The organism is Alkalicoccobacillus gibsonii (genome assembly GCF_016798245.1).
In the GTDB taxonomy this organism is placed as follows: domain Bacteria; phylum Bacillota; class Bacilli; order Bacillales; family Bacillaceae_D; genus Alkalicoccobacillus; species Alkalicoccobacillus gibsonii.
The window spans coordinates 180,689-201,754 of the sequence record NZ_JAEUZA010000005.1 but is presented as its reverse complement, the minus strand read 5'-3'; the positions used below and the strand labels follow the sequence as shown (position 1 = coordinate 201,754).

The 21,066-nt window shown below is 41.9% G+C and carries 17 protein-coding genes; 16 read left to right on the top strand and 1 reads right to left on the bottom strand.

The annotated features are described in order from the left end of the window. Nucleotides 1-5: 5 nt before the first annotated feature. The 16 genes from ade to JNO66_RS17810 all read left to right on the top strand — a co-directional run bounded on the left by ade (nucleotide 6) and on the right by JNO66_RS17810 (nucleotide 19,765). Entirely contained in the window at nucleotides 6-1,742 is a 1,737-nt protein-coding gene (gene ade / locus JNO66_RS17885) for an adenine deaminase (RefSeq protein WP_203090560.1), read from the top strand. 267 nt (nucleotides 1,743-2,009) lie between these two features. Then, a complete protein-coding gene (locus JNO66_RS17880; protein WP_203090559.1) occupies nucleotides 2,010-2,432 on the top strand; it encodes a helical membrane plugin domain-containing protein in 423 nt (140 codons plus the stop codon). A gap of 47 nt (nucleotides 2,433-2,479) precedes the next feature. Further along, nucleotides 2,480-3,658, top strand: coding sequence for an NAD(P)/FAD-dependent oxidoreductase (locus tag JNO66_RS17875; RefSeq protein ID WP_203090558.1), 1,179 nt, complete (start codon nucleotides 2,480-2,482; stop codon nucleotides 3,656-3,658). Between the two features lie 88 nt (nucleotides 3,659-3,746). Beyond that, nucleotides 3,747-3,998 carry a hypothetical protein gene (locus JNO66_RS17870; RefSeq protein ID WP_203090557.1) on the top strand — a complete coding sequence of 84 codons (252 nt, stop codon included), beginning with the start codon at nucleotides 3,747-3,749 and terminating at the stop codon, nucleotides 3,996-3,998. Between the two features lie 91 nt (nucleotides 3,999-4,089). Continuing rightward, nucleotides 4,090-5,133 carry a FecCD family ABC transporter permease gene (locus JNO66_RS17865; RefSeq protein ID WP_203090556.1) on the top strand — a complete coding sequence of 348 codons (1,044 nt, stop codon included), beginning with the start codon at nucleotides 4,090-4,092 and terminating at the stop codon, nucleotides 5,131-5,133. Further along, nucleotides 5,133-6,158, top strand: coding sequence for a FecCD family ABC transporter permease (locus JNO66_RS17860; RefSeq protein WP_203090555.1), 1,026 nt, complete (start codon nucleotides 5,133-5,135; stop codon nucleotides 6,156-6,158). The genes JNO66_RS17865 and JNO66_RS17860 overlap by 1 nt, the downstream gene beginning before the upstream one ends. A 17-nt stretch (nucleotides 6,159-6,175) precedes the next feature. Further along, nucleotides 6,176-7,000 carry an ABC transporter ATP-binding protein gene (locus tag JNO66_RS17855; protein WP_203090554.1) on the top strand — a complete coding sequence of 275 codons (825 nt, stop codon included), beginning with the start codon at nucleotides 6,176-6,178 and terminating at the stop codon, nucleotides 6,998-7,000. Nucleotides 7,001-7,358: 358 nt separating this feature from the next. Next, nucleotides 7,359-8,291 (top strand): bile acid:sodium symporter family protein, encoded by a 933-nt coding sequence (locus tag JNO66_RS17850; protein WP_203090553.1) that lies wholly within the window; start codon nucleotides 7,359-7,361, stop codon nucleotides 8,289-8,291. Between the two features lie 183 nt (nucleotides 8,292-8,474). Further along, the gene (gene pcrB / locus JNO66_RS17845) at nucleotides 8,475-9,173 is read left to right on the top strand and encodes a heptaprenylglyceryl phosphate synthase (protein WP_203090552.1); all 699 of its coding nucleotides are present in this window, start codon (nucleotides 8,475-8,477) and stop codon (nucleotides 9,171-9,173) included. Between the two features lie 48 nt (nucleotides 9,174-9,221). Further along, nucleotides 9,222-11,444 carry a DNA helicase PcrA gene (gene pcrA, locus JNO66_RS17840; protein ID WP_203090551.1) on the top strand — a complete coding sequence of 741 codons (2,223 nt, stop codon included), beginning with the start codon at nucleotides 9,222-9,224 and terminating at the stop codon, nucleotides 11,442-11,444. Nucleotides 11,445-11,458: 14 nt separating this feature from the next. Continuing rightward, a complete protein-coding gene (gene ligA, locus JNO66_RS17835) occupies nucleotides 11,459-13,480 on the top strand; it encodes an NAD-dependent DNA ligase LigA (protein WP_203090550.1) in 2,022 nt (673 codons plus the stop codon). Between the two features lie 33 nt (nucleotides 13,481-13,513). Continuing rightward, nucleotides 13,514-14,692 carry a CamS family sex pheromone protein gene (locus JNO66_RS17830; protein ID WP_203090549.1) on the top strand — a complete coding sequence of 393 codons (1,179 nt, stop codon included), beginning with the start codon at nucleotides 13,514-13,516 and terminating at the stop codon, nucleotides 14,690-14,692. A gap of 246 nt (nucleotides 14,693-14,938) precedes the next feature. Further along, on the top strand, nucleotides 14,939-16,051 hold the full coding sequence (locus JNO66_RS17825) for a BMP family lipoprotein (RefSeq protein WP_203090548.1): 1,113 nt from the start codon (nucleotides 14,939-14,941) through the stop codon (nucleotides 16,049-16,051). Between the two features lie 158 nt (nucleotides 16,052-16,209). Further along, the gene (locus JNO66_RS17820; RefSeq protein ID WP_203090547.1) at nucleotides 16,210-17,736 is read left to right on the top strand and encodes an ABC transporter ATP-binding protein; all 1,527 of its coding nucleotides are present in this window, start codon (nucleotides 16,210-16,212) and stop codon (nucleotides 17,734-17,736) included. A gap of 11 nt (nucleotides 17,737-17,747) precedes the next feature. Then, nucleotides 17,748-18,803, top strand: a complete 1,056-nt coding sequence (locus JNO66_RS17815; RefSeq protein ID WP_203090663.1) for an ABC transporter permease — start codon at nucleotides 17,748-17,750, stop codon at nucleotides 18,801-18,803. Then, nucleotides 18,803-19,765, top strand: coding sequence for an ABC transporter permease (locus JNO66_RS17810; protein ID WP_203090546.1), 963 nt, complete (start codon nucleotides 18,803-18,805; stop codon nucleotides 19,763-19,765). The genes JNO66_RS17815 and JNO66_RS17810 overlap by 1 nt, the downstream gene beginning before the upstream one ends. 463 nt (nucleotides 19,766-20,228) lie before the next feature. Here the strand turns inward: JNO66_RS17810 and JNO66_RS17805 are convergent, their stop codons facing one another. Then, nucleotides 20,229-21,056 carry a carbohydrate ABC transporter permease gene (locus tag JNO66_RS17805; RefSeq protein ID WP_273753626.1) on the bottom strand — a complete coding sequence of 276 codons (828 nt, stop codon included), beginning with the start codon at nucleotides 21,054-21,056 and terminating at the stop codon, nucleotides 20,229-20,231. Nucleotides 21,057-21,066: the final 10 nt, after the last annotated feature.

The following is a 21,066-nucleotide window of genomic DNA, read 5'->3' as shown; positions in this document are numbered from 1 at the left end:
GCACGATGAATGCAGAAACACTCAAAACAACGATTGCGGCTTCTTCTAAGCAGAGCGTACCAGATCTTGTGATTACAAATGGTAAAGTAATTGATGTCTTTAATTTAACAATTATCGAAGCAGATGTAGCAGTCAGCGATGGACTTATTGTGGGAATTGGATCCTATCCAGAAGCCAAGCAACGGATAGATGCTAAAGAAGCCTATATAAGTCCAGGGTTGATTGATGGTCACATCCATATTGAATCAGCAATGGTTCCTCCTGAGGAGTTCAGTAAAATTGTGGTGCCAAAAGGTGTAACAACAGTCATTGCCGATCCTCATGAAATTGCGAATGTTGGGGGAGCAGACGCTGTTCGTTACATGATGAATGCTGCAAAGAATCTCCCACTGGACATTAAGATGATGATTCCTTCTTGTGTACCCGCTGCACCTTTTGAACATAACGGAGCAGATGTAACGTCAGCAGATGTGAAAGCCTTATTTGAAGAGGGGAACGCATTTGGGCTTGGAGAAGTAATGAACTATCCGGCTGTTTTGTCTGGTGAAACGGATATGCTTGAGAAAATCTTAAGCGCTCGTGCTGGGGGTCATGTGATAGATGGGCATGCTGCAGGTTTAGACATCTATTCGTTGAATGCGTATCGTACGGCAGGTATACGTAACGATCATGAAGCCGTGACAGCGGAGGAAGCGTTAGAGAGAATACGCAGAGGGATGTACGTCCTAATACGTGAAGGCACAGCAGCAAAGGATTTAGAGGCGCTTTTACCTGCAATTACGCCGGCGAATGCAAGGCGTTTTGCTTTTGCAACAGATGATCGTCATTTGGATCACCTTATTAAAGAAGGCAGCATTGATGGAAGCATTCGTAAGGCAATCAAGCTTGGAATGTCAGAGCTGCAAGCCATACAACTTGCTACACTCAATGCGGCAGAAGCATTTGGACTACAGGATAAGGGGGCAATTGCACCAGGCTATGAGGCTACGTTTCTTTTAGTAAATGACCTAAAAACATTCTCGGTCGAAGCTGTCTTTGTCAAAGGTGAACAGTATGCAACGAATGGTCAGCTTGTGCAAAACATTCGTGAATCGATTGATGCACCTGAACATTTACTTAAAAGCATGAACATGGCCCCAATCTCACTTCAGGATCTGAAGCTTCCGGCAAAAGCAGATCAAGAAGCAACTATTATTGAAAGTAGCCCTGGTTCCATCATTACTAAATCAATAAAAGAGTCAATTCAAGTAAGTGAAGGCTGTTTTCAACCTGACCCAGAAAAGAATCAATTAAAATTAACGGTCGTTGAGCGGCATAAGCAGCGCGGAAATGTAGGTCTAGGCATTGTGAAGGGAATTCCTATTCAAAATGGGGCGATTGTCTCCACTGTCGCACATGACTCTCACAATGTGATTGCATGTGGTACGGATGACGAAAGTATTCTTGCAGCGATTAACCATGTGAAGGAAATGAATGGTGGAATGGCTGTAGTGAAAGAAGGAACAGTTGTGGCAAGCCTATCACTTGATCTGGCTGGACTAATGTCAACAAAACCACATAAGGTCGTTCAGAAAGAAATCCAAGAGTTAGAACATGCGCTAAAAGCGATTGGTTTCCATGAAAACTGGGACCCATTTTTAACACTCGCCTTTTTAGCCTTGCCTGTAATTCCAGCATTAAAATTAACGGATACCGGCTTATTTGATGTCCTTCAATTTAAACACATTCCCATACAGTCTTAATACATGCCAGCTATTTTTAAATAGCTGGTTTTTTCTTTAAAAAAGTGTTAAAAAAACTGCCATAAAACTGTCAAGATTTTTTGACAAAATCAGCGGAAAGGATTATTCTATATACGGTAGTCAGTAAGGCCTTGCCCATATATTGTAGTGTTTTTTTATTTATGCTTGTGAGTAAATTCACATTTGATAAATTGCAAGAGGCTCTACATAATCCTATACAAGCTAGGAGAAAATAGCTCAAGGCTATAAAGTAAAGGAGAATTGTACATGTCAGAAACGAGCGAACAACAACAAGTTTCACTAAGCAAGCAGCAAGTAGAATTACTTGATCAGCTTTTGAAACCAGAGGTACAAGAATCACTCACAACGCTAGTTGATCAATTACCAAAATTGACTGAAATGATTACAGTGATGACGAAATCATATGATTTTGCTCATTCTGTTGCTACTGATGATGTGCTGAAAGCAGATACAGTTGGAGCAATTACTGAAATTCTTGAGCCGGTTAAAGAGACAGCGAAGGAAGTCGCTCAAACAGCGATTGAAGCAAAAGAGCGTGCAGAAGCAAGCAATGAAGTCATTGGTATTTTTGGCCTAATGAAGCTTCTAAAAGACCCTCAAGCTCAAAAGTTATTCCGCTTCACTCAAGCTTACCTTAATGTCATGAACGAGCGTGAGAATAAGAAGTAATTCAAGTGAACGGCTGATTAGTTGACTTAAAAACGGAGGAAAAAAGAATGTCAAAACATATTGTCATCCTAGGCGCAGGTTATGGCGGACTTTTAGCTGCTTTAACTGTTAGAAAATACTATAGTGAATCTCAAGCAAAAGTGACAGTGGTTAACCAAACAGGGACTCACCAAATCATTACTGAGCTTCACCGTTTAGCAGCAGGAAACATTGCTGAGGACGCTGTGGCGATGCCACTTGAAAAGCTATTTAAAGGAAAAGCCATCGATCTTAAAATTGCAACAGTTAACTCGTTCTCGGTTGATAACAAAGAAGTTTCGTTATCAGACGGAAGCACGCTTAGCTATGATGCATTAGTGGTTGGGCTTGGAAGTAAAACAGCTTACTTTGGCATCCCTGGACTTGAAGAAAACAGCATGGTTCTTAAATCAGCAGCTGAAGCAAATCAAGTTCATAACCAAATTCAAGATCGCATTCGTGAGTATGCAAAAACGAAAAATGAAGCAGACGCTACCATTGTAATCGGTGGTGGTGGACTAACAGGTGTTGAGCTTGTTGGTGAGCTTGCTGATACATTACCTGCTTTCGCTAGATCACTTGGTGTAGATCCACAAGATATTAAATTAAAACTAGTAGAAGCTGGTCCTAAAATTCTTCCTGTATTGCCAGATCATCTGATCGAACGTGCAACGAAGAGTCTTGAAAAACGTGGCGTAGAGTTCTTAACAGGTCTACCTGTTACAAATGTTGAAGGCAACGTTATTGATCTAAAAGACGGTCAAAAAATTGTCGCAAACACATTTGTTTGGACGGGTGGCGTTCAAGGAAATCCTCTAGTTGGAGAATCTGGTCTTGAAGTGAACCGTGGTCGTGCAACGGTAACAGAAGGACTTCAGTCGACTTCTCATGAAGATGTTTTTGTGGTCGGAGATAGTGCTGTATACTTTTCACCAGATGGTCGTCCATACCCTCCAACGGCTCAAATTGCTTGGCAAATGGGTGAATTGGTTGGTTACAACTTATATGCGTATCTTGAAGGGAAAAAATGTGCACCATTTAGTCCGATTGATTCCGGAACTCTTGCAAGCCTAGGCCGCAAAGATGCCGTAGCAACAATTGGTCAAAATGCAACGCCTTTAAAAGGAATGCCTGCTTCCCTAATGAAAGAAGCAAGTAATGTTCGTTATCTAACGCACATTAAAGGTTTGTTTAGCTTAGCTTACTAATGATTGATCTGAAGGCTCAACCTTGAGCTTTCAGATTTTTTTTGTTTGCCTTATAATAAGAATATACGAATAAAAGGAGATGACTGATATGGCACGTTCAAAAGCCCAAAAGCAACGTAAGAAGCTAGAACGAGAGGGAATGCGTAATCCTAGTAAGAACCGTAGTCCTTATGCATTTGCTGATCTAGCAACGAGAAAAACCAAAACCAAAAAAGACTATCTATATAAACGAACATCACTGAATCATTCGATCCGAACGGGAGACGATGATTCTTTTTTTATGAACAGTTTTAGAAAAAGCTTTATTAATCGTTTACTTGGATGGAATCATACGGTATGATAATGATTATCAATGTTACTACAGATGAATGAGAACATACGTGTAAAAATCACAATTTGAATAGTGTAAATGTCAAGATAGGATGAACAGTATGGTAACTCCTGAAGAAGATCAAACAGTAGAACTAAAAAAGATAAAAAAACGTCCGTTTGTGGCTACGTTTATTTTGGTATTAGGACTTTTCGTTTTATGCTTAGCAATAGGGGCCTCCATCGCTTTAGGAGCTGCAGACATTGATCTTCAAACGGTCTGGCAAGCGTTGGTGCATTTTAATCCAGAGCTGACCCAACACCAAATTATTCAAGAATTACGTATGCCAAGAGCATTGGGTGCCGCTTTAATTGGTGCATTTCTCGCTGTATCTGGAGCGATTATGCAAGGGATGACTCGAAACCCACTCGCATCTCCTTCGATAATGGGCGTAACGGACGGAGCGGCATTTGCTATTGCCATCGCATTTGCTTTTTTCCCGCATACTTCATCACTCCAATTAATGCTTTGGTCATTTGCTGGAGCCGGGCTTGGTGCCTCACTCGTTTTTGGAGTTGGATCGATGTCGCGAGGTGGGTTAACACCCGTTAAGCTTGCTTTAGCTGGAACTGCGGTCGGTGCTTTTCTTAGCGCTATCTCATCTACCATTGCCATCCGTTTTGATGTAGCACAAGATATTAGCTTCTGGTTTGCAGGTGGGCTAGCAGGTACACGCTGGGTAAGCATTCAAATGATTGTGCCAGTTGCCATCATTGGATTAACACTCGCTTTTATACTCGCCAGGTCGGTAACTGTATTGAGCCTGGGGGACGAGGTAGCAAAGGGGTTAGGGCAACGCACCCGTTTGATTAAGATTCTCGGAACCATTGTTGTGTTGCTTTTAACAGGTGCTGCTGTTTCTGTGGCCGGTTCTGTTGGGTTTGTTGGACTAGTCATTCCACACATTACTCGTTTTTTAGTTGGAGTCGATTATCGTTGGATTATTCCTTGTTCGGCAATACTTGGAGGTCTCTTACTGGTCCTTGCAGACATCGGAGCCAGAATGGTGAACCCACCTTTTGAAACACCGGTTGGGGCCATCACCGCTTTAGTTGGTGTTCCGTTCTTCCTTTACCTTGCTAGAAGAGAAGGGAGGGGATTGTGATGGACTCTTATAATCTTACAAAACAAAGCAAAAAACCTTTTATCATATTCGGCATTTTAATAATCGCTATTATTGGGGTGTTTCTTTTAAGTTTAAATCTAGGATACATTCGTATCGCACCCTTCGATGTACTTAAAACCTTCTTAGGTATGGGAACAGACAAGGACGCACTGGTGCTCTTTCAATTTCGCTTACCACGTATGGTTATTGCTCTCTTAATTGGTGCGGGACTTGCGGTATCAGGTGCCATCCTGCAAGGCGTATCGCAAAATGGACTCGCGGATCCAGGAATTTTAGGCATTAATGCAGGGGCTGGCTTTGCAGTTGTCTTATTTATTTTCTTTTTCCAAGGATCGCTTACGGGTCTCGGAACTCTTTCCATTTTTATTATGCCTTTCTTTGCTTTACTTGGTGCCGTGCTAGCTGCTTTTTTAATTTATGTTCTAGCATGGAAAAAGGGCGTAACACCTGTCCGACTAATCTTAGTTGGAATAGGGATTAATGCAGGCTTTGCCGCTGCTCTGCTCGTATTTCAATTAAAAATGAACCCGCGTGACTTTATGCAAGCAACGATATGGTTATCAGGTAGTATCTGGGGAACAAATTGGAAGTTTGTTTTAGCGACATTGCCTTGGATTCTAATCCTCATACCGTTTACACTTTATAAAGCTAGGTATCTAAATATCTTAAATTTAGGTGATCAAGTAGCAACAAACTTAGGTGCTCGTGTAGAAAAAGAGCGGAGAATTCTCTTGTTTTTATCTGTTGCACTTGCAGGAGCGTGTGTAGCTGTTGGGGGAGGAATTGCCTTCCTTGGACTAGTTGCACCTCATATTGCACGAAAGCTAGTTGGTCCGAAGCATCAATATTTAATTCCTGCCTCAGCGCTTGTTGGCGCGTTGCTCTTGCTTGTGGCAGATATGCTCGGGCGTAATGTCTTACAGCCGTCTGAAATCCCTGTAGGTCTCGTCGTAGCAATGCTTGGCGCACCTTACTTTTTATATCTATTAATGAAAACCCCATAATTTGAGGAGTGAGTAGAATGGTTAGACTTCAAACAGAAGCTTTGGATATTTCATATGGTGATCGCGATATTGTTAAGGGACTTGATTTAGAGATTCCCGAAGGACAAATAACCACAATCATAGGTCCAAATGGATGTGGGAAGTCTACGATTCTTAAAACGATGGCTCGAATTCATAGTGCAAAAAAAGGGGCAGTCTACCTTGATGGGACTGCGATTCATAAAGAATCGACAAAAACCATTGCGAAGAAGATGGCTATTTTGCCTCAAACGCCTGAAGCACCAAGTGGCTTAACAGTAATGGAGCTAGTATCGTACGGACGTTTCCCGCACCAAAAAGGATTCGGAAAACTAACGAAACAAGATCATGACCTGATCTATTGGGCACTTGAAGTAACGGGGATGCTTGAATTTCATGATCGTCCAATTGATGCACTATCGGGAGGCCAGCGTCAACGCGTTTGGATCGCTATGGCACTCGCTCAGGAAACAGATCTGCTTCTGTTAGATGAACCTACAACTTACTTAGACTTGGCTCACCAGCTTGAGATTCTTCAGCTGCTTGAAAGATTGAATAAGGAACAAGGACGCACGATTGTTATGGTTATTCATGACTTAAACCATGCGGCACGTTTTGCTCATCATATGGTTGCTCTGAATGCGGGCACCATTATCAAAGAAGGTATGCCTGAAATGGTTATGACAAGCGAAGTGCTTGAGCGTGTCTTTAACATTGATGCAGAAGTCGTTCGGGATCCAAGAACGAATAAGCCCGTATGCCTAACGTACGATCTACTAAGTACAAAAGTGATTGGTTCTAAACAAACATACGCCTATGCTTAATACGAACATCGCATAATCTTTACATGCACTTTATGTTCTATTAACACGCGCCCTCTATACTTAGGTTAACCACAAGAAGAGGGGAGCCGTGTTCATGGAGACAGAAGAGAATATCGTGATTGGGTCTGGTTGGGCGTTACTGATTAGCTTACCTTGCTGGGCGGCTTTAATTGGAATTGTTAAAGGAATCTCGCTTCTACTGTAAAGAACTCTTCAACTAAATAGAATCTCAGAACACGACCCTAAGCGAATGCGCTAGGGTTTTTTGTTTTATCAGATAATTTAGCAACACTTTATAGCGTTATAGTATAAAAGAATGTTAGAATAGTTTGAACGATTAGAGAAAGGATTGTGAACAATGCAAGAAGTAGAGAGAGTAGGACAAATTATTAGTAAGTATTTTGCACTTATTGTTATTTTAGTTAGTGTTATCGCGTTTTTATCGCCTGGGGGATTCACATGGATCGTTCCGTACATCACACTATTACTTGGTATCATTATGTTTGGTATGGGGTTAACGATGAAGGCAACTGATTTCGCCATTGTCGCGAAGAAGCCAATCCCCGTTATCATTGGGGTTGTCGCACAGTTTGTATTTATGCCTGGGATTGCCTTTGCGCTCACTCAGATATTTGATTTTCCTTATGAATTAGCTGTTGGTATCATTTTAGTAGGTGCGTGTCCTGGTGGTACAGCATCTAATGTCATGGTGTTTTTATCAAAAGGAGACTTACCACTATCGGTAGCGATGACATCAATCTCTACATTACTCGCTCCAATTATGACACCAGCCATTGTCTTACTTTTAGCCAGTCAATACGTGGATGTAAATACAGGCTCTATGTTCTTATCGATTGTACAAGTGGTTATTATTCCAATTGTACTCGGGATCTTACTTCGCAGGTTCTTCCCTAAAGTCGTCACAAAAAGTGTGCCTGCCTTGCCACTCGTTTCAATCTTGGCGATTCTTGCCATCGTGACAGCGGTTGTGTCTAACAATAAAGAAAACTTAGCGACAACGGCTTTTATTCTATTTTTAGCTGTGTTACTTCATAATACGTTTGGGTTACTACTCGGATATATAGCCGCATGGATGTTTAAGCTTGATGAAAGTAAGAAGCGAGCGGTTTCCATTGAAGTTGGAATGCAGAATTCAGGACTGGGTGCTTCACTTGCCACACAATATTTTGAGCCGATCACAGCATTACCAAGTGCAATCTTTTCCGTTGTTCATAACATTACTGGGCCAATTATGGTGTCAATCTGGTCAAAGAGACCAATTAAAGAATAAGGTAACGCAGGTACATGAGATCCACGATGTACCTGCGTTTTTTGACGGTTTTAAGCAATTGGTTAGACGACAACCTTCTTATTCTTTGTTATAATGAACGTACAAAAGTCTCATTTTACGTAGTATGAAAAGGTCCGCAGTCGCGGCTTTTTTTGTGTAAATGTCCTCTCAGGAGTTGATGATATGGCTGAGTATCAGCATTGGAAACATCTATTTAAACTTGATCCAAATAAAGAACTATCTGACGAAGCATTAGAAGCAATATGTGAGTCAGGTACAGATGCAATTATAGTGGGTGGCACAGATGGAGTGACACTCGATAACACCCTTCAGCTACTCGTGCGGATTAGACGTTACGCTGTGCCTTGTGTACTTGAAGTATCGAATGTAGATGCGATAACACCGGGATTTGATTATTTCTTTATACCAACAGTTTTAAACAGTCAGAAGGTCGAATGGATTACAGGGCAGCATCATGCAGCCCTAAAAGAATACGGGGCTATCATGAATTGGGATGAAGTGATTCCAGAGGGCTATTGTGTGTTAAACCCTGAAGCAAAGGTTGCGCAACTAACAGATGCCGTGTGTGATCTTGATACCGAGGATGTACTCGCCTATGCAAGAATGGCAGAGCATATGTACAAGCTTCCGATTTTTTATTTAGAATATAGTGGAACCTATGGAGATCCTAATATCGTTAAGCAGGTATCATCTGTTCTTGAACAGACGAGGTTGGTTTACGGTGGAGGGATTGAATCTAGAGCTCAAGCAGAGGAAATGGCAGCCTACGCGGATACAATTGTTGTCGGCAATGTGATTTATCATAATCTACAAGAAGCCATAAAAACGGTTCAAGCGGTAAAAGGAGACTTGCTTTCTTAGAAGAATTTAGTAAGATAAAAATAAGAACATTTGTTTGGTGGTGTGAGTATGCAAGGAAATATAATTGAAAAGATGTTATCAGGACTAAATCCAGAGCAACGCGAAGCGGTTACAACCACAGAAGGACCATTGCTATTAATGGCTGGTGCGGGAAGTGGGAAAACGCGTGTGTTAACTCACCGAATTGCGTATCTTCTTCGGGAAAAAGAAGTGGCCCCGTGGAGTGTACTAGCTATTACATTTACAAATAAGGCAGCTAGAGAGATGAAGGACAGGGTGGCTGGTCTTGTAGGACCAATTGCTGAAGATATTTGGATTTCTACGTTCCACTCCATGTGTGTACGTATTCTGCGCCGGGATATCGACAGAATGGGATACAGCCGAAGCTTTTCTATTCTAGATTCAACGGATCAGCTTTCAGTGATCAAACAAATCCTAAAAAAGCAGAACATTGATCCTAAGAAGTTTGATGCGAAGAGTATCTTAGCTACAATTAGTGGTGCGAAAAACGAACTGCAAAAGCCAACTGAGTTTGCAGCAAAAGCAACAGGCCCGTTTCAGGAAGTAGCATCAGACGTGTATACGGAGTATCAGAAGCGATTAAAGCAAAACAATGCACTGGATTTTGACGATTTAATTATGAAAACGATCGAGTTGTTTAAGCTTGTTCCAGATGTATTAGAGTTTTATCAACGAAAGTTTCAATACATCCATGTTGATGAGTATCAGGATACGAACAGAGCTCAATATATGCTTGTAAAAATGCTCGGAGATCGCTTGAAGAATGTGTGCGTGGTAGGGGACTCTGACCAGTCCATCTACAAATGGCGCGGAGCTGATATCGGAAATATTCTTTCGTTTGAAGAGGATTATCCGAATGCAGCAGTAATTCTTCTTGAACAGAACTACCGCTCAACAAAACGAATTCTCGATGCAGCGAACAAAGTCATTAATAACAACGGCAATCGTAAGCCTAAGAATCTTTGGACAGAGAATGACGAAGGTCAAAAGATTGGTCATTTCTCTGGTTCAACTGAGCAGGATGAAGCACATTTTATCGTGGAACAAATCAAAGATGCAGTCCAAAACAAAGACTTCTCTTATTCTGATATTGCCGTTCTTTATCGGACAAATGCGCAATCGCGTATTATTGAGGAATTTTTCGTGAAATCTAATTTTGACTACAACATTGTCGGCGGGACAAAGTTCTATGATCGTAAAGAGATTAAGGACGTTCTTGCATATCTGCGTTTAATCTCAAACTCAGATGATGATATTAGCTTACAGCGTATTGTGAATGTACCAAAGCGTGGACTTGGTGCAACAACTGTGGACAAGGTGCTTGCCTATGCACTACAGCACGGAATGTCTATGCATAAAGCGTTGTTTGAAGTAGACGAAATGGGTGTGACCGCACGAGCACTCGGTAAGCTAAAGGAATTTAGAGATCTAATTGCAAACTGGGTGCAAATGCAGGATTATCTAACAGTGACCGAGCTTGTTGAGGAGGTTCTTGAGAAAACAGGCTATCGCGATGCGCTGAAGAACGAACAAACACTTGAAGCGCAAAGCAGATTAGAGAACATCGATGAGTTCATTACAGTAACACGTGAGTTTGAAAAACGGAGCGAAGACAAAACGCTGGTTGCCTTTTTAACAGATCTGGCTCTTGTTGCTGATATTGATCAGCTTGATGATCAGCCAGAAGAAGGACCTAAGGATGCCATTACATTAATGACGCTTCACTCTGCAAAGGGACTTGAGTTCCCGCTTGTCTTTTTAATTGGACTTGAAGAAGGAATTTTCCCTCACAGCCGTTCGTTGTTTGAGCAAGATGAGATGGAAGAAGAACGTCGTTTAGCATATGTAGGGATTACACGTGCGGAAAAACAGCTATTTATGACAAATGCACGACTTAGAACGATTTTCGGGCGTACAAATGCTAACCCTCCTTCTCGTTTTATCAAAGAGATTCCAGAGGAATTCATTGAGGTACTAGGCGAACAAGCTGATCAGGGACTTCGTCAAAGAAAACCTGTTTCACAAAGTGCAAGTAGACCATCGAGACCAGCAAGACCACAGATTACATCCACTGGCGGAGAAAGCTTTGAATGGAAAGTTGGAGACAAAGCTAATCATAAGAAGTGGGGCACTGGAACGGTTGTAAGTATAAAAGGAGACGGGCAGTCGGTTGAATTGGATATTGCCTTTCCACCACCAACTGGCGTGAAACGATTGTTTGCCCAGTTTGCCCCGATTACCAAGGAATAGAAAGGACGAGCTGAATGGATAAGAATCAAGCCACAGCACAGCTGAAGGAATTAAGAGAAAAGCTGGAGAAGTATGGCTATCACTACTATGTATTGGACACTCCAATCGTACCGGATGAGGAATATGACCGGTTATTACAAGAACTTTTAAAGATTGAGGAGCTGTTTCCCGATCTGGTAACTGAAGATTCTCCTTCCGTTCGTATCGGTGGGGCCATTTTGCCTCACTTCACTAAGGTGTCTCATAAGATACCGATGATGAGTTTAGGGAACTCATTTAACGAACAAGACCTTCGAGACTTTGATCGACGTGTCAGACAGTTTGCTGGCGATACACCTGTATCCTATGTGTGTGAATTAAAGATTGATGGACTTGCTGTTTCCTTAACCTATGAAGCAGGTAAGCTTGTTCGTGGCGCAACAAGAGGGGACGGAACAACAGGTGAGGATATTACTAGTAATTTAAAAACTGTCCCTGCCGTTCCCTTGCGCTTAAATAATGAAGTTGATCTTGAGGTGCGCGGTGAAGCGTATATGCCTAAGCGCTCGTTTGAGTCATTAAACAAAGCAAAAAAAGAAGCGGAAGAGGAGCCTTTTGCGAATCCTCGTAATGCTGCAGCCGGTTCCTTGCGTCAGCTTGATCCTAAGATTGCAGCAAAACGTAATCTTTCACTGTTCGTTTATTCGATCGGTGAATTAAAAGGACGTGACATCGACTCTCATTACGAGGGTCTGTCATTCTTAAACGAAACAGGCTTTAAAGTGAATAAAGAAACAAAACGTTGCGAATCCATAGATGAAGTGATTGCCTATACAGAAAAATGGGTTGAAGGTCGCCACGAGCTTGATTATGAAATTGACGGGATTGTCATAAAAGTAGATTCCCTTAAGCTTCAAAAGGAAATGGGCTTTACAGCAAAGAGTCCTCGCTGGGCAACTGCATTTAAGTTTCCTGCAGAAGAAGTGATAACGAAGCTGTTAGATATTGAGTTAAATGTTGGACGAACAGGTGTAGTGACTCCAACAGCTATACTCGAGCCTGTCAGTGTAGCAGGAACAACTGTGAAGAGAGCATCGTTACATAACGAAGACCTCATCCGAGAAAAGGATGTAAAGCTTGGTGATTCGGTTGTTGTGAAAAAGGCCGGAGACATCATTCCTGAAGTAGTGAATGTTCTCGTTGATCTTAGAAGGGGGGAAGAACAAGACTTCCACATGCCTACGCATTGTCCTGAGTGTGAGAGTGAGCTTGTTCGTTTAGAGGGAGAAGTAGCCCTCCGTTGCATTAACCCAGAATGTCCGGCTCAAATCCGTGAAGGCCTGATTCACTTTGTCTCTAGAACAGCGATGAACATTGATGGGTTAGGAGAAAAGGTCATTACCCAATTGTTCTCTCATCAGTTAGTCCATAATGTGGCTGATCTCTATGATCTAAAAAAAGATGAATTATTGAATCTTGAACGAATGGGCGAAAAATCAGTAGACAATCTGTTACAATCAATAGAGAATTCAAAGACAAACTCTTTAGAACGTGTTTTGTTTGGACTTGGGATTCGATTTATTGGTTCAAAGGCTGCACGAACACTTGCTATGCACTTTGAATCGATGGACCACATTCAGCAGGCATCAAAAGAAGAGCTTATTGCTGTTGATGAAATTGGTGAGAAGATGGCTGATTCCATAGTAAGCTATTTTGAGAAGCCAGAAGTGCTTGAATTGATTGATCAATTAAAGCAAGCAGGCTTAAATATGAGTTATACTGGACCTAAGCCTGTCACAGTAACTGATGCGGAAGAGTCGAATTCTGCTCTTGCTGGGAAAACAGTTGTGCTAACAGGTAAGCTTGAACAACTGACTCGAGATGAGGCAAAGGAAAAGCTGGAGTTACTCGGGAGCAAGGTCACTGGCAGTGTTAGTAAAAAAACAGACTTAGTGATTGCTGGAACAGATGCTGGTTCCAAACGAGCAAAAGCGGAGGACTTAGGCATTGAAATTTGGGATGAAGAGCGGTTAATACAAGAGTTTAACCAAGGATAAATTAAGGCACGAGCGAGAGGAGCAAGGCGGTTCATGTTTAAAAGATGGGGATTGGTTACTTTACCTTTGGCACTTCTCATGGCGGGGTGCTTCCCTTTTTCTCAGGATGAGCCTGAGAATACAGAGGTTGAGAATCCAACAAATGATCAAGAAATTACGATTGTCCCACCTGTAAGTTCGCCAGAGAACTACTATCAGGCCATTTTAATGGATGGGCAATATCAAAGTGGGAAAGCTCGTGGATTTGGGACGGATGTTGTTTATAATCGCTTAGATCTAGATGAACTTGAAATGGGATTAACGCGTATTGCAAAAGAACATTTTCCACAAAGTGAATACTCCTTAAGAGAAGGACAGTTCATTAATAAAGAGTTACTGAATAACTGGTTAAGACGCTATGATGAAGAAGAAAATCCATTGGGATTAAACCCGGCACTTGGATCAGGAGATGATCTGAGAGCACAGGAAGAGAACAGTCCTAGAACACTCTCTCATATTTTAGAGCAAAACTACATGGTAGAAAATGAAGATGGTGAGATAGAGCTTGGTGCCATAGTTATTGGTGTTTCCTTAAATAGTGTGTACAACTTCCGAATCACAGATGAGAACGGGCTATATGAGTTTTATTCTACTCCTTTAGAAGATTCTGTTACTCAAGAAGATGGTGAGCGAATCGCAAACGAGATTGTTAATCGTCTTCGTGATCAGGAGTTTTTAGATTTAGATGGAGCATTTAACAACATTCCAATTGTTGTCGGCTTATTTAGAGAGCAGCCAAGAGAGTCTATTATCTCAGGTACTTATTTTCAAACAGCGATCGCTGAGCCGAACTCTGACTTAGGAAGCTGGTCAGGTATTGATGAGAGCACCTATTTGTTCCCGTCAGATCGCGCGAATCAAGATGTGCGTGACGATTCAGATGAGTTTGGTCGGTTCCAAGAGCAAATTCAAAACTTCTTTAGTACATACGTTGGAGTTGTCGGGAAAGGTTTTTATCAAAACGATCGTTTAACGGAGCTAACAGTTGATATTCCCTTACGCTATAATGGAAAAACAGAGATTGTGGCCTTAACTCAGTTTATTGCTTCCATTATTCCTAACTATTATGATGATATTAAAGTAGAAGTGAACGTCAATTCTGTGAGTGGTGAACAAGAGAGTTTAATCGTTGCAGAGCCTGGTGAAGAGCCCTTTATCCATGTGATGGACTAAAGAAAAGCCTTGTTTCTTTCCTGTTTTTGGGGAGAAATGAGGCTTTTTTGTGTAAATCTCTAACATTCTCAAAAAACTATTTTTCATTTGGTCATTCGTATGATATATTAAGTGCGGTTGGACATGAGAGAAGGGTGGTCATCAGACTTCTGATGACTAGGGCCGCTCATTTACTACTACTCTTTAAATAGACAAGCATCTGTTAAAAAAGAGTTGGGACGTATAAATAAAAGGGGGCAATTTATTTTGAAAAAGTGGTTACAAACACTTACATTATCAACCGTGGCAGTACTAGCATTATCCGCATGTGGATCAGGTGATGACAACTCATCTGGTGGAGGAGAAGCTGGAGAAGGCGAGTCTACCGAGCCTTCAGAATTTAAAGTAGGTATGGTTACAGACGTTGGTGGAATTGACGATAAGTCATTTAACCAATCAGCATGGGAAGGTTTACAAGCCTTTGGCGAAGAGCAAGGACTAGAAGAAGGAACGAATTTCAGTTATCTTCAATCTGGTAGCTTGGATGAATTCGAACCAAACCTTCGTCAACTTGTACGTGAAAACTATGATCTATCATGGGGAATCGGCTTCTTAATGGAAGATGCGATCCGTACAGTTGCAACACAAAATGAAGATGCTCAATTAGCTATTGTTGATACAGTAGTAAATGATGCAGATGGAAATCCAATTCCTAACATTGCTAATATTACATTTAAAGAACATGAAGGTTCATTCTTAGTTGGAGTGATTGCTGGACTTCGCTCTGAAACGGACAAAGTAGGTTTTGTTGGTGGCGTAGAAGGTGAGCTAATCAAAAAGTTTGAGAACGGCTTCAAAGCAGGCGTAAAATCAGTGAATCCTGATGCTGAAATCGAAGTTCAATACGTTGCAGACTTTAACGACCCAACAAAAGCACAACAAATCGCGAACACAATGTACTCAAATGGTACAGACATTATTTATCACTCTGCTGGTGACTCCGGTAACGGGGTATTCACTGAAGCAATCAACCGTGCGCGTAACGGGGAAAACATCTGGGTAATCGGTGTTGACCGTGACCAGTATGCTGAAGGTGAATATGGTACAGACGAGTCTGTTACTCTAACATCAATGGTTAAACGTACAGACCAAGCGGTTCAAATTGTTTCTGAAGATACAATGAACGGAAACTTCCCTGGTGGAGAGATTCTTGAGTTTGGATTAGATGACTCTGCAATTGATATTGCAGAATCTGAACAAAACCTAACGGACGAAGATCTAAGTGCTGTTGAAGACTACAAAGGTCAAATTACAGCTGGAGAGATTGAAGTTCCAAAGACAGATGAAGAATACGAGACGTTTCTAGAAACAGTTGAGTAATCCACACATCTAAACAAAACAAAGGCTAGTGACTGCTAGCCTTTGTTTCATGTATATAGACGGAGGGAAGGGTCATTGATGAATGGCATCGGTCCTGTTCATCAGTTTTACCCTTTTGGTTTGATCAAGCGTTTATTTGGGAGCAAGGAGTGAAAAGTATGAGCTATGTCATTGAAATGAACGGCATCCGCAAAGAATTCCCGGGCATCGTTGCAAATGACAATATCACGCTTCAAGTTAAAAAAGGCGAAATCCATGCTTTACTAGGTGAGAATGGTGCCGGTAAGTCCACACTAATGAACGTGTTGTTTGGACTCTATCAGCCTGAAAAAGGTGAGATTAAGGTGCGCGGGGAAAAAGTGAATATTACTGATCCCAATGCAGCTAATCGTCTAGGAATCGGAATGGTGCACCAGCACTTCATGTTAGTAGAAAAGTTTAATGTAACGGAAAACATTATTCTTGGAAGTGAGCCTACTAAGGGTGGAAAAATCAATTTGAAGAAAGCAGCAAAAGAAGTTGCTGAGATCTCAAAAAAATACGGTCTTGCCGTAGACCCTTATGCAAAAGTGGAAGATATATCGGTTGGAATGCAGCAGCGTGCTGAAATTTTAAAAACCCTCTATCGCGGGGCCGATATTTTAATCTTTGATGAACCAACAGCCGTTTTAACTCCACAGGAAATTAAAGAACTGATGGGCATTATGAAAACACTTGTGGCTGAAGGTAAGTCAATCATTATGATTACGCACAAGCTAAAGGAAATTAAAGCGATCTGTGATCGTTGCACAGTCATTCGTCGAGGTGTGGGAATTGGTACGGTCGATGTGGCTGACACCGATACACAGCAGCTTGCTAATATGATGGTCGGACGCGAAGTGAATTTTAAAGTGGACAAGACTCGTTCGAATCCAAAAGAAACGGTGTTAAATGTTTCTGATTTAACGGTGAAGGATAGCCGTGGAATTGAAATGGTTAAATCACTGAGCTTAAACATTCGTGCTGGTGAAATCGTCGGACTAGCGGGTGTTGAGGGAAATGGTCAGTCTGAATTGATTGAAGCGATTACGGGATTAAAGAAAATTCAATCAGGAACAATCGAATTAAATGGTAAAAAACTAAATGGACTATCTCCACGAAAAGTAACGGAAGCAGGAGTGGGGCACATCCCAGAGGACAGACATAAACTAGGCCTGGTTCTTGACTTTACCGTAGGAGAAAACATTGCATTACAAACCTATTATAAAAAACCATTATCCAAATTCTTTATGATGAGTTATAAAGCTGTTTATGAAAAAGCTGAAGAATTAATTAAGGATTACGACGTTCGTACGCCGAGTGCCTATACGCCAGCTCGAGCTCTTTCGGGGGGAAATCAGCAAAAGGCGATTATTGCCCGGGAAGTCGATCGCTCGCCAGATCTATTAATTGCTGCTCAACCTACACGAGGTTTAGACGTAGGGGCAATTGAGACGATTCACCAACGACTAGTAAAAGAACGAGACAAAGGACGAGCTGTGCTGCTTATGTCTTTGGAACTCGATGAAGTATTAAATGTCAGTGACCGAATTGCTGTAATCTACGATGGTGAAATTGTAGACATTGTTAATGCTCACGAAACGAATGAGCAACAGCTAGGATTATTAATGGCTGGCGGAAAAGCGAAAGCAGGTGAGACAGAATGAAGTCGTTTTTCATGAGCCGCGGCCGAATTTTTAACATTGCCATTCCGCTCATTGCCATTTTACTTGGTATGCTTGTTGGCGGAATCATTATGCTTGTGAGTGGCTATGATCCAATTAGTGGATACAGTGCTCTTTTTAATGGAATTTTAAGTGAGCCGTTTTACATTGGTGAAACCGTTCGAGCGATGACTCCATTGATTTTATCAGGTCTGGCTGTCGCGTTTGCATACCGCGCAGGGCTGTTAAACATTGGAGTAGAAGGACAAGTACTTGTAGGCTGGTTGGCCGCTGTCTATGTAGGGATTGTGGTTGAAGCACCAATGATCATTCACCTACCACTTGCTATTCTTGCAGGAGCAGCAGCCGGTGCACTGTGGGCCTTTGTTCCAGGCTTATTAAAAGCCAAGTTTCATGTAAACGAAGTAATCGTTTGTATCATGATGAACTATGTCGGATATCATGTCGTAAACTCCATTATTCGTGCCTATTTAATCGTGCCGGGTGAGCGTACAGATAATATCCAGCCAACTGCTTCTCTTCAGTCTGCATTTTTAGAATCAATTACAGACTACTCTCGTATTCACTACGGAATCATTGTGGCGATCTTAGCATGTATTTTCATGTGGTTCCTTCTATGGAAAACGTCACTTGGATACGAGCTTCGTTCAGTAGGATTTAACCAGCACGCCTCTCGTTATGCGGGAATGAGTGTTGGTCGGAATGTGATGATTACGATGATCATCTCCGGTTCTTTTGCAGGACTCGCAGGAGCCATGCAAGGACTTGGAATGTATGGATATATGACGATTTTAACTGGATTTACGAATATTGGATTTGACGGAATTGCTGTTGCCCTTCTTGGAGCAAACTCTTCCATTGGAATCTTTTTATCTGCCTTCTTATTTGGAGGACTTAAATCAGGTGCCAGCACTATGCAATCACAAGCTGGTGTACCAGTAGAATTAATTGATATAGTGATTGCGTTAATTATCTTCTTTGTAGCATCAAGCTACATTATTAGATGGGCATTATTGCGAATTCAGAAGAAAAAGGAGGGGAATCAATAATGAGTTTGATGGCTGTTTTAGCTCTTGTTGTTCCTGCTGCGATCTATGCTGCAGCTCCCCTTATGCTTACAGCACTTGGAGGACTTTTCAGTGAACGTTCCGGTGTCATTAACATCGGACTTGAAGGACTTATGGTTGTTGGAGCCTTCTCTGCGATTGTGACAACCTTAACTCTTGAAGCAGCGGGAGTGGGGGCAGCATCCACATGGATTGGTCTCCTAGCAGCTGTTGTGATTGGAGCTCTATTCTCTTTAATTCACGGGGTAGCATCCATTCATTTTCGTGCGGATCAAGTAGTAAGTGGTGTAGCGATTAACCTTTTAGCTGTAGGACTGTGTGTATTCTTAATTAAACTAATGTATGGAAAAGGACAAACGGATTACATTTCAAACCGTTTCTATCGCTTTGATGTTCCGGTATTGAGCGATATTCCTGTAATTGGACCGCTTTTCTTTTCTAGTACGTATATTACATCCTTTATGGCCATTGCCTTAGCCGTTATCGTGTATTTTGTTATCTATTTTACCCCGTTTGGCTTACGAATTCGCTCAGTAGGTGAGCACCCGCAAGCAGCAGATACAATGGGTATTAATGTGACACGCATGCGTTATATCGGTGTGATGCTAAGTGGAGCCTTTGGCGCACTTGGAGGAGCTGCACTAGCTGTTACGGTAACAGGTAATTTCTCAGGAACAACAATTGCTGGTCAGGGATTCATGGCACTTGCTGCCTTGATCTTCGGTAAATGGCATCCGCTTGGAGCGATGGGTGCAGCCTTGTTCTTCGGATTTGCTCAAGCACTCAGTATCACAGGTGCGCAAATTCCAATGCTATCAAGCGTTCCATCTGTCTTCTTACTCATTGCACCATACGTGCTAACAATCCTCGCACTAGCAGGATTTGTCGGACGTTCAGAAGGACCAAAAGCATTAGGATCCGCGTATTTAAAAGGATCAAGATAGGAAAGATTTGTGGAACCCCCATCGTTTATGATGGGGGTTTTTGTTTGGGTGCGGGAGGGATTTGTGTGATGGAAGCAGGGTCGATGGGATAGGCGGGGGGATTCATGTGATAGAGGACGGGATCCATGGGATAGGCGGGGGATTCAAGTGATAGAGGTCAGGATCCGTGGGATAGGAGTGGGATCCATGTGATAGAGGTCAGGATCCATGGGATAAGAGTGGGATCTACGCGATGGAAGGCAGGATCCAAGGGATAGGCAGGAGATCTGTACGATAGACGGGTGGATTGAAATGATAGAGGTCGAGATCTATGGGGTGGAGGGATTAATTGTAGCAATGGAGGGTGAAGCGAAATGATAGAGCATTAAAGTGAACAGTTGAAAGACAAAGTGAAACGATAACAGTCTAAACCCCTTCATTATAAAAACCGAACTGACTTACCCCCTCAGTTCGGTTTCATAGCCTATTTAATTCCTGACATCGTAAACCCATTTACAATATATTTCTGGAAGATCGCAAATACGATTAAGATTGGAACAACCATGACTGCTGAGCCAGCCATTTGAAGGGCATAGTTTTCACCGGCTTGACCTTGAAGCAGGGCAAGTCCAACAGAAAGGGTATAGAGATCCTGAGAGTTTGCGACAATTAAAGGCCACAAGAAGCTATTCCAGGCTCCGATAAAGGCTAATATTCCTTGAACAGCGAGAATGGGCTTAGCCATTGGCAACACAAGTTTGAAGAAGATGTAGAACTCACCAGCTCCATCAAGTCTTGCTGCTTCAAGAAGAGCATCTGGGATAGTCGACATAAATTGTTTAAACAAAAAGATACTGAATGCAGCGACAAGACCTGGTAAAGCAATTCCAGTCATTGTATTCGTTAAACCGATTTGGTTCAGAATTAAATAGACAGGGATCATTGTTACTTGACCGGGGATCATCATCGTAGCAAGTACAAGAAAAAATAAGGGGCGGTTCCCTTTGAATTGAAATTTGGCAAAACTGTAGCCGGCCATTGCGTTAAATAATAATCCAATTAATGAGCATCCAACGAGAATTAACGTATTTCGAAGGTAAATAGCGAAATTCATCTCGGTGAAGAGTCTTGTGAAATTTTCCAATGTCCACGTTTGTGGTAGGATACGCACTGGCAGTTGAATAAGCTCAGCATTTGGTTTAAATGCTGATAAAAGCATCCAGATAAAAGGGATGGATAAGATAAACCCGACCACAAACAGTAAAACGGTTACAATTCCTACCTCAGTTTTAGAGCGCTGGTTAACAGCCACACAAATCCCT

What these genes read in the sequence shown, in the direction of transcription:
- ade (WP_203090560.1), top strand. Translation starts at nt 6, where the DNA reads ATGAATGCAGAAACACTCAAAACAACGATTGCGGCTTCTTCTAAGCAG.
- pcrB (WP_203090552.1), top strand. Translation starts at nt 8,475, where the DNA reads ATGGCTGAGTATCAGCATTGGAAACATCTATTTAAACTTGATCCAAAT.
- JNO66_RS17880 (WP_203090559.1), top strand. Translation starts at nt 2,010, where the DNA reads ATGTCAGAAACGAGCGAACAACAACAAGTTTCACTAAGCAAGCAGCAA.
- JNO66_RS17815 (WP_203090663.1), top strand. Translation starts at nt 17,748, where the DNA reads ATGAGCCGCGGCCGAATTTTTAACATTGCCATTCCGCTCATTGCCATT.
- JNO66_RS17860 (WP_203090555.1), top strand. Translation starts at nt 5,133, where the DNA reads ATGGACTCTTATAATCTTACAAAACAAAGCAAAAAACCTTTTATCATA.
- JNO66_RS17850 (WP_203090553.1), top strand. Translation starts at nt 7,359, where the DNA reads ATGCAAGAAGTAGAGAGAGTAGGACAAATTATTAGTAAGTATTTTGCA.
- JNO66_RS17870 (WP_203090557.1), top strand. Translation starts at nt 3,747, where the DNA reads ATGGCACGTTCAAAAGCCCAAAAGCAACGTAAGAAGCTAGAACGAGAG.
- ligA (WP_203090550.1), top strand. Translation starts at nt 11,459, where the DNA reads ATGGATAAGAATCAAGCCACAGCACAGCTGAAGGAATTAAGAGAAAAG.
- JNO66_RS17810 (WP_203090546.1), top strand. Translation starts at nt 18,803, where the DNA reads ATGAGTTTGATGGCTGTTTTAGCTCTTGTTGTTCCTGCTGCGATCTAT.
- JNO66_RS17865 (WP_203090556.1), top strand. Translation starts at nt 4,090, where the DNA reads ATGGTAACTCCTGAAGAAGATCAAACAGTAGAACTAAAAAAGATAAAA.
- JNO66_RS17855 (WP_203090554.1), top strand. Translation starts at nt 6,176, where the DNA reads ATGGTTAGACTTCAAACAGAAGCTTTGGATATTTCATATGGTGATCGC.
- JNO66_RS17875 (WP_203090558.1), top strand. Translation starts at nt 2,480, where the DNA reads ATGTCAAAACATATTGTCATCCTAGGCGCAGGTTATGGCGGACTTTTA.
- JNO66_RS17830 (WP_203090549.1), top strand. Translation starts at nt 13,514, where the DNA reads ATGTTTAAAAGATGGGGATTGGTTACTTTACCTTTGGCACTTCTCATG.
- JNO66_RS17820 (WP_203090547.1), top strand. Translation starts at nt 16,210, where the DNA reads ATGAGCTATGTCATTGAAATGAACGGCATCCGCAAAGAATTCCCGGGC.
- pcrA (WP_203090551.1), top strand. Translation starts at nt 9,222, where the DNA reads ATGCAAGGAAATATAATTGAAAAGATGTTATCAGGACTAAATCCAGAG.